Below are 8,646 nucleotides of genomic sequence, written 5' to 3'. Positions count from 1 at the left end.
CGGCTTGCCGAATTCCTGCTCCACTTTCAGTTCGATCGGCAGACCGTGACAGTCCCAACCCGGAACGTAAGGCGAGTCATATCCCGCGAGTCCTTTGGACTTCACGATAATGTCTTTCAGAATCTTGTTAACCGAGTGACCAATATGAATGCTGCCATTCGCATAAGGAGGGCCATCATGCAGAATGAAGGTTTTTTTGCCTTTTTTGGCCGCACGAATGATGCCGTACAGGTCATCATCAGTCCAACGCGCCAGCATTCCCGGTTCACGCTTGGCGAGATCGCCGCGCATCGGGAACCCTGTTTCCGGCAAATTCAGGGTTGATTTATAGTCACTCATCAGATTCTCGGTTCCGTATTGATTACCCAGGCCTTTAAGCCGGTTTTGATAGCCCAAAAAAATCACGGGCAGTTAATTCATCTCGCGCAATCTGCGCTTTGAGTTCATCCAGCGAAGCAAATCGCTGTTCATTGCGTATTTTTTTACGCAGCACTACATCTATATGGCGACCATAGAGGTCCATTGCAACATCCAGCAGATGCACTTCCAGTTGCTGGCGCACGCCCGAAACCGTCGGACGGGTCCCGATGTTCGCCACGCCGGGCAATGGCTTCTCGCCAAGCCCCATCACTTCTACCGCATAGACCCCTTTTACCGGGGAAACCTGACGACGCAGCGGTAAGTTTGCCGTCGGGAAACCAATGGTGCGCCCGAGTTCATCACCGTGTACAACACGGCCTGAAATGGTAAACGGATGGCCCAACAGGCTTTCGGCGAGGGCCAGGTTGTCCTGTGCCAGCGCCTGACGCACGGCGGTACTGCTGATACGCACGCCGCCTTCGCAGAAGGTTTGGGTGCTGGTAATATCGAAACCATATTCCACACCCGCCTTCTGTAATAACAAGAAATCGCCTTCGCGACCAGCGCCAAAGCGGAAATCATCCCCCACCGCGAGAAATTGCACCCCAAGACGATTCACCAGCAGTTCGCTGATAAAGGTCTGTGCCGTCAGGGCGGCGAAACGGCGGTCAAAGCGCACGCACAGCACGTAATCGACGCCGCATTGCGCGAGATAACGCAATTTTTCACGCAGGCGGGTCAGCCGCGCAGGGGCTTTGTCTGTCGCAAACAGTTCGAGCGGCTGCGGCTCAAAAATCATCACCATCACCGGTAAGCCACGCCTGCGCCCTTCTTCCTGCAAACCTTGCAGCAGCGCACGATGACCACGATGCACGCCGTCGAAATTACCAATAGTCAGCACACACCCGTGTGGGGCCTGACTGAGATTATGTATGCCGCGTATCAGCTTCATGTCTGGCTCAAAACAGTGAAAATCGCCAAAGTATACCTTGTACGGCGGTCAAGGTTAACCGGCGATTGATGTGGCGAAACAGAAAGCAGATGGATTTCATTACCCTGAGGCAAATACCGACCACAAACTGACAAAGCAATTCAATTTTTATCGCTGAAAAGCTGTATTCACCGACCGCAAGCTGGTAGAATCCTGCGCCATCACTACGTAACGAGTGCCGCTAGATTAACGGCGCTTATTTGCACAAATCCATTGACAAAAGAAGGCTAAAAGGGCATATTCCTCGGCCTTTGAATTGTCCATATAGAACACATTTGGGAGTTGGACCTTGGCTAATATCAAATCAGCTAAGAAGCGCGCCGTTCAGTCTGAAAAGGCTCGTAAGCACAACGCAAGCCGTCGCTCTATGATGCGTACTTTCATCAAGAAAGTATACGCAGCTATCGAAGCTGGCGACAAAGCTACTGCACTGAAAGCATTTAACGAAATGCAACCAATCGTGGACCGTCAGGCTGCTAAAGGTCTGATCCACAAAAACAAAGCTGCACGTCATAAAGCTAACCTGACTGCACAGATCAACAAACTGGCTTAATCGCCTGTTGATTGTTGCTTTGTGAAAAAACCCGCGCAAGCGGGTTTTTTTATGTCTGGACTATTTGTTCTGGGGCGTAAATAACGCCGAATAGTTCGTATTACAGATACGCTGTACCGCCGGATGCTGAATCATCCTCTCGGCAAAGATGGCATGGTATTCCTCCATCACATTCTCCACGCGACCAATTTCGACCACCGAATCGTCTGCGTAAAAGTCATGCGCATAGAGCGTCGGGGCCACGAAAATCGCGTTGTGCGTTGCGCCAAAGGCTTTCATCAATGCGGCGTCATCGAACTCTCCCAGAATCTCGACCTTCAGCCCCTGGGAATTAATCCAGTTCAGCAACTTGCGTCCTAACATCGAACGCCGGCCGGGGATCAGCAAACGTCGCTCTTCCAGACAGGCCGGGAAGGATTTTTCCGGTAACGGCTGGGTACACCAGAAGCTCACGCTACACTCGCCAATCTTCACCGAAAACAGCCCTTCCTGTTGCGTCGAGTCAATCGGGCAATCCGAGATAATCATATCCAGCTTATGCTGGCTGAGCTGTTCCAGCAGCATTTCGTGGGTTGATTCAAAACAGCGCAGGTGGATCTGTTCCCCTTCAACGACGGCAGCATCCAGTACGTTGCTGACCAATCGCTTCGACAGCGCATCCGCCACCCCCACATCAAATAACAGATTGGACTCTTTGCGGTAATTCACGATATCCAGCATCTCCTGGCTGAGAGTAAACATTTTATCCGCATAGCGAAAAACCAGCTCACCGAGCTCGCTGGGCTCCAGACCTCGCCCCTTACGCTTGAAGAGTTTGCCCTGCAGGCGTTCCTCAAGCGCTTTAATCTGTCCGGTGATAGTTTGCGGCGTTAAATAAAGCGCTTCCGCCGCACCGACCACGGACCCCTCCTTATAGACGTGCCAAAAGTAATAGAGATGGTTGTAATTAATGTGGGACATACACTCTCTCTGATAAATATCACAAAGGGGGAGCCGAACGGGGCTCCCCTGCTAACTCGCCCAATCAGACTGACGGGCGTAAACGTGCGCGCAGCAAGCTGTAGCCAATCACCGCTGACAGCAAGGAGCCAATCAGGATCCCCAGCTTCGCCCAGTTAATCAGCTCCGGATCCACGCTGCCAAAGGCCAGGCTGGCGATAAAGATCGACATCGTAAAACCAATGCCGCACAGGATGCCGACCGCCATGATTTGCGGGAATGAGGTTCCTTCCGGCAGTTGCGCCAGCTTCAGACGCAGCGCCAACCAACAGAACAGGCTGATCCCCAGCGGCTTACCTACCAGCAGGCCCGCAATAATGCCGAGCGGCAGAATGGACGTCAGTCCGTCCATCGTCACGCCCTGCAATGAAACGCCCGCATTGGCAAAAGCAAACAGCGGCAGGATCAGATACGCCACCCACGGATGCAGAACATGTTCCAGACGCTTTGCCGGGGAACGCCCGTGTTTCTCTTTCAATGGAATGAAAAAGCCGACGATCACCCCTGCCAGCGTCGCATGGACACCGGATTTCAGCACCGCGGTCCACAGTATTGCGCCAATGAGGATGTACACCCCCGTGCGCCGGACGCCGCACAGATTCAGAATCGCCAGCAATGCTATGGCAAACGCCGCAACGCCCAGCGAAACCATCGACAGATCGTTGGTATAAAACAGAGCAATAATGACTATCGCGCCGAGATCGTCGATGATCGCCAGCGCCATCAGGAAAATTTTCAGCGCCAACGGCACCCGACTGCCGAGCAGCGCCAGAACGCCCAGTGCAAACGCAATATCCGTGGCGGCCGGGATCGCCCAGCCTTCGCGAGTGATCGGATCGGCATAGTTAAAGGCCAGGTACAGCAGCGCCGGGACAATCATTCCGCCGATGGCGGCAATCACCGGGAAAGCCGCCTGACGCAAACTCGCCAGTGAGCCCTGCATCAGCTCACGCTTAACCTCAAGGCCAATCAACAGGAAAAACACCGCCATCAGGGCGTCATTGATCCATAACAGCATGTTTTTATTGATCTCAAGCGCACCAACGCGCAGTTGGACAGGCGTCTCGAGAAAGGCGTGGTACCATCCACTGGTTACACCCATGTTGGCCATCAGCATGGCCAGTGCGGCGGCGATGATAAGAATGATGCCCCCAGAGGCATCACTGCTGAAGAAACGATGCAGATGTTTCACTTTTTATTCTCTCTATAAGGTGAATACTTCGTAATTACTATCATACTCCCCACAACTCATCGTTAAAATTAGATTATATATGGTTAAACGATCGTTTTTTTCGAGTGAATTGTGTCATGAAGTATGACGGAATCAGCGATCGTACTGTTCGTTGCACAGACGATTGAAGGTGTAGCGGAGGTAGTCCAGCGTGGCGGTGACATTGGCTGGGGACATACGATTAAGCTGCGGTAGAAACGGATGATTATTGATGTATTGAATGAACGCCGTTGCGCCAGCAAGCGTGGCATAGCGCAACATGCTCGTTTTTTTAGTACCGGTGAGATTACATATCGCCAGTGCATAATCCCGGGTAGAAAAGGTGCGCCAGACATTGTTACGAATACCGCCACTCTGAAACATTCGGTACGGAATGTCGTTTTGCCGCGCTGAACACCCTCTTTCTCTCACAAAGGAAATATGGCAACGGCCTTGCTGAACATGCTGCAAATTCGCCATCAGGCATCCACCAAAGATAAAACATTCCTGTTCTATGTAATGTTGAACGTTGAGGGAACGTTCATCCGTCAACGCTTTCACTAACTCAAAATGTCGGTAAGCAGGCAGAACCGGTTTGACCAACATCCCTGGATCGTTTTTATGCAGCGACGCGGGGCCATAGTCCACATCGAATAAGATATTGCGGCGCATGATGATCAGCTCTTTACGCTGGACGAGATGCGTTAATGTGCCGGGTGCGAGGCGCTCTTCATAATAAGATGTGTACCGGTATTCGTCTTCTACAGGCAGCGTTGAATAATTCGTGGTGACGGCAATCACCCTACCACTGTTCTCCTCAGCCGTGACCAGAACATACAAACAGCCGTCGCCGCCGTTAAACTTTACCCGAAAAGCACGGGTACTCATGATTAAATCCAATTTTTGGAAAATATACGCACGTTCCACCTGATTCGACTGGCGGGATAATTTTTGTAATACCCGGTTCAGGCCCGTGCTATCGAGCGTTAGCGAGGTACGAATATCTGCCAGCGAGTGTCCTTCCTGAATAAGCCTGGCGAGCGCTTCCTGGCGAGGATCGGTTTTATCCCCGACGGGAGAAATAAAAGTTTTATGGCACTGGAGACAATAGAGCCGCGGAGCTCCCTGAGCGGAAAAGCCATACTTCTTTAATGTGGCCCCTCCACAGCCCGGGCAAACTTTAATCAGACCTGACCATAGCTGATTAGCCGATTGGCGAAAAAGGTTCAGCGAACGTTCAGAAATCAGAGGGAACAAAAATCCACACGCACGACACAGGACATATTTCCCCTGCACCGAATAGTCAGGGCTATTCAACACGCCGAGGTTTTTACAGCCTGACGTTTTGCATGCATCGACATTAATACGTGAAAACATATTCACTCCCTGCGAGTATCGCCTTCAAGCGAATAACGATTTTATCTCTGAAGGTGAAATACCTTTTTCATAGAGCGCTTTCATTGATTTCATTGCGGGTGCGGTGTGGGCAAAAAAGGCCTGGTAACCCGCGCACAGGTAGTTTTGTGCAAAAGAGCCGAAGTCGGTCGGCAAAAAGCGGTGTTTAGGACAGCCACCGTGACAGGCAAACTGCCACGGACAGGAATGGCACTCCTGCGCCATGGTTCGACGCTTCTCATCGCCAAACCGCATATTTTGCTCACTGTTATTCATCGCACGCAGTGTCGTGTTCTTAATATTTCCCAACGCGTACTGCGGATAAACAAAGTGATCGCAGTTATAGACATCACCGTTCATTTCCATTGCAAAAGCACTGCCACACGTTGGAGAAAATACGCATACCTGCGGCGGCAACCCACACCAGGCCGCCAGCGTCTGCTCAAATAACTGTATACCGATATCGCCAATATCCTGACGGAGCCAGATATCAAAAATGGCATTAAGAAACTGGCCAAATGCCAGGGATTCAACAGACCATGGCATCACTGCGGCTTGCTTATCCGCAGGCGTCGCCAGCATCGAATTATTACTGGCAGACCTTCGTTCGACCAGTGGAATAAACTGCATATAGCGACTCCCGATACTTTTCAGAAACTGATAGACCAGGAGTGGATGGTGCATATTCGTGCCGTTCACCACCGTGAGCGTATTAAATTCAACATCATGGCGCACCAGACATTGAAGCGCCCGGACAACGTTAGCATGCGTCGATTTGCCGGCACGCGTCACCCGCCATTCATCATGCAATGCAGCATCACCATCAATAGAGATGCCGACCAGAAAATCCTGTTGCCTGAAAAAACGCGCCCATGCATCGTCGATCAAAATGCCGTTCGTCTGAAAGGTATTAATGATTGTTTTTCCGGCCGCATAACGCTGCTGGAGTTCAACGGCCCGCCGATAAAACGCAATCCCCATCAGCGTAGGCTCTCCTCCCTGCCACGCAAAAATAACGTCATCCACATCCTGTGCGGCGATATGCTGTTTGACGAATAATTCAAGTATCTCATCTGACATTCTGTAATGACTTTTTCTATCGGGATAGAGCTTCTCTTTCTCCAGATAAAAACAGTATTTACAGTCCAGATTGCAGACCGATCCTGTTGGTTTCACCATGACCTGACAGCTTTTTCTTTGCATCACCAGACCCATTAATAAAAGGACCTGATTCAGCACGATGTACTGAATCAGGCGGGCAGCGCCCTAAGTGGCATACTTACTGTTCTTATTATTCGTCCATTAACTCCAGGTAACCGGTGTCGGTTTATCACCGCGAGCCTTCATTAAAGAATCGTTATCAATGTTCTGTTGATATTTCAGGAATTCGCCATACATTCTTTTTTCGATTTCTGGCTGTTTACCCAACTGTTTAAGCGTCTCGGAACGATCCTGTTTCAGGTTATAGAGATACTTGGGTTTATTTTCACGATCGATGATCATTTTCCAGTCGCCATCCCGAATCGCCCATTCATCGGTCGGATCATCCTGTAACGGCATATCAATACCAAAGATCATCGGTTTTTCGCGTTTTAAGGTTTTATGCACCAGTACGGGAGCCAGGGATTGCCCGTCATAAGTACGATCGGTTGGCAGTTTAAAATTCATCATGCTTGCCAGCGTCGGCAGCCAGTCAAGACCGTAAGCCGGTGTATCCGTGACCATTCCCTGTGGAAGATGATTGCCATACTTAATGATTGCCGGAACACGAATCCCACCTTCCCACAGGTTATCTTTACGGCCACGTAACCCATCCGTCTCACCCGCGAGATTTAGTTCATATATTTTACGCGCCTCACGCGTCACCGGGCCGTTATCGCTGGTAAAAATCACAATGGTGTTATCTTCTTCACCCATTGCTTTTATCTTATCCAGCACTTTACCGACCTGGGCATCCAGGTAACTGATGTTCGCGTAATATTCTCCCGTGCCGCGCCAGGGTTTATCCGCCCAGTCACCGTAGAACTCCTCCGGATGCTGTTTCTGATAAGCGCTCATATATTGCGAATACATATCGAGGTATTTTTTCGGAGAAGCCAACGGGCTGTGGACCTCCGTAAAGGCGACATACAAGAAAAACGGATTATCATCTTTTTTGTTATCCAGCCAGTTAACCGCTTCTGAACTGACCAGTTCACCGCTGTAAGTTTCCGCTCGACCAATGGGTTTGCCATTACGCAAAAATCCGGTCGGATACACCATGCCGTTACGCGGTCGTTCTTTTGCATTATCTAACGTGGAATCTGTCACGAACCCCGCCGCATTCACCAGACTGTAGTCAAAGCCCATATCTTTTGCCTGCGGCTGATCGGTACGCTCACCTCCCGCATTGAGGTGTAATTTCCCCATCATCGCCGTGTCATAACCCTGCTGCTTTAACAGGTTGGCAATCGTCAGTTCGTTACGGCCCAGTGCGACATTTTTTCCTTCCGGGATCCAGGAGCGGATCCCGGTGCGAAATGGCATTCGTCCGGTTAATAACCCGGCCCGAGAAGGAGAACACAACGGAGCGGGTGCATAGTAGTCGGTGAATTTCACCCCGTCCTGCGCCAGTTTGTCGATATTAGGGGTTTTTACGATTTGATGCCCATAAGTGGCTAGATCACCATAGCCCAGATCATCAGCCATAATAATGACCAGATTAGGCCGTTTATCCAACGCCGCCTGCGCGGTTTGCAATGTGCTTCCGGCACATAACGCCAGACCAATCATACTGGCAACGATTGTTCTTTTCATTTCAACTCCTTTGCCTTTTATTAAAATTCATATCCGACCATATAAATCATCTGGTCACCGAAACCGTCGTAACCTAATTTATTTTCGAAATAACGCCAGGTGACTGTCGCCTTCCAGCAGGGATAGAATTTCCATGCCAGCGTCAGGCCGCCATTAATGCCATAGTCACCATATTGCTGTTCCGCGTAAGCGTTATTGCGATCGAATTCAATTTCATTCCAGTTTGAGAGAACGAATTTCTCCTCAAGAAGCGTAAAATTATAGGCCGCAGTCCATCCCAGCACATAACCGTTCCAGCCACAGGATTGCCCGAATTTCTGCGAAACATAATCGCCAGATTGA

General features: G+C 50.4%; 9 protein-coding genes and 1 pseudogene. 1 reads left to right on the top strand and 9 read right to left on the bottom strand.

What is annotated here, in order from left to right; genetic code table 11:
• The 3 genes and pseudogenes from AB7E14_RS16000 to AB7E14_RS15990 form a co-directional block, all read right to left on the bottom strand.
• Nucleotides 1-339 (bottom strand): class I tRNA ligase family protein (locus AB7E14_RS16000; RefSeq protein ID WP_428169663.1); only part of this gene is annotated, 339 nt, incomplete at its 3' end.
• A 34-nt stretch (nucleotides 340-373) separates the two neighbouring features.
• Nucleotides 374-1,312, bottom strand: a complete 939-nt coding sequence (ribF, locus tag AB7E14_RS15995) for a bifunctional riboflavin kinase/FAD synthetase (RefSeq protein ID WP_042998003.1) — start codon at nucleotides 1,310-1,312, stop codon at nucleotides 374-376.
• A 7-nt stretch (nucleotides 1,313-1,319) separates the two neighbouring features.
• Nucleotides 1,320-1,532: pseudogene (locus tag AB7E14_RS15990) on the bottom strand (DUF2575 domain-containing protein); the annotation flags it as partial.
• A 108-nt stretch (nucleotides 1,533-1,640) separates the two neighbouring features.
• On the opposite strand from AB7E14_RS15990, the gene rpsT reads away from it, so the two are divergent.
• Entirely contained in the window at nucleotides 1,641-1,904 is a 264-nt protein-coding gene (rpsT, locus tag AB7E14_RS15985; protein WP_003018940.1) for a 30S ribosomal protein S20, read from the top strand.
• Nucleotides 1,905-1,964: 60 nt separating this feature from the next.
• Here rpsT and nhaR read toward each other — a convergent pair whose 3' ends face one another.
• From nhaR to AB7E14_RS15955, 6 genes are all read right to left on the bottom strand, one after another.
• The gene (gene nhaR / locus AB7E14_RS15980; protein WP_042998004.1) at nucleotides 1,965-2,864 is read right to left on the bottom strand and encodes a transcriptional activator NhaR; all 900 of its coding nucleotides are present in this window, start codon (nucleotides 2,862-2,864) and stop codon (nucleotides 1,965-1,967) included.
• 64 nt (nucleotides 2,865-2,928) lie between these two features.
• Entirely contained in the window at nucleotides 2,929-4,095 is a 1,167-nt protein-coding gene (nhaA, locus tag AB7E14_RS15975) for a Na+/H+ antiporter NhaA (RefSeq protein ID WP_042998005.1), read from the bottom strand.
• Between the two features lie 132 nt (nucleotides 4,096-4,227).
• Nucleotides 4,228-5,490, bottom strand: coding sequence for a transposase-like zinc-binding domain-containing protein (locus AB7E14_RS15970; protein WP_316962843.1), 1,263 nt, complete (start codon nucleotides 5,488-5,490; stop codon nucleotides 4,228-4,230).
• Nucleotides 5,491-5,514: 24 nt separating this feature from the next.
• Nucleotides 5,515-6,714: an anaerobic sulfatase maturase gene (locus tag AB7E14_RS15965; protein WP_216082218.1), complete on the bottom strand. Its 1,200-nt coding sequence runs from the start codon at nucleotides 6,712-6,714 to the stop codon at nucleotides 5,515-5,517.
• A 96-nt stretch (nucleotides 6,715-6,810) separates the two neighbouring features.
• Nucleotides 6,811-8,304, bottom strand: a complete 1,494-nt coding sequence (locus AB7E14_RS15960) for a sulfatase family protein (protein WP_428169662.1) — start codon at nucleotides 8,302-8,304, stop codon at nucleotides 6,811-6,813.
• 20 nt (nucleotides 8,305-8,324) lie between these two features.
• Nucleotides 8,325-8,646: outer membrane protein OmpK (locus AB7E14_RS15955; RefSeq protein WP_428169661.1), on the bottom strand; the 322-nt coding region annotated here is incomplete at its 5' end.

This window comes from Citrobacter sp. (assembly GCF_050252275.1).
Lineage (GTDB): Bacteria > Pseudomonadota > Gammaproteobacteria > Enterobacterales > Enterobacteriaceae > Citrobacter_A > Citrobacter_A amalonaticus.
The sequence above is the reverse complement of the archived record's forward strand: the minus strand, read 5'-3'. Positions and strand labels throughout refer to the sequence as shown.

Bases quoted from the DNA above. Each gene is read 5' to 3' on its own strand.
- nhaR (WP_042998004.1), bottom strand. From the start codon at position 2,864: ATGTCCCACATTAATTACAACCATCTCTATTACTTTTGGCACGTCTAT.
- ribF (WP_042998003.1), bottom strand. From the start codon at position 1,312: ATGAAGCTGATACGCGGCATACATAATCTCAGTCAGGCCCCACACGGG.
- AB7E14_RS15970 (WP_316962843.1), bottom strand. From the start codon at position 5,490: ATGTTTTCACGTATTAATGTCGATGCATGCAAAACGTCAGGCTGTAAA.
- AB7E14_RS15960 (WP_428169662.1), bottom strand. From the start codon at position 8,304: ATGAAAAGAACAATCGTTGCCAGTATGATTGGTCTGGCGTTATGTGCC.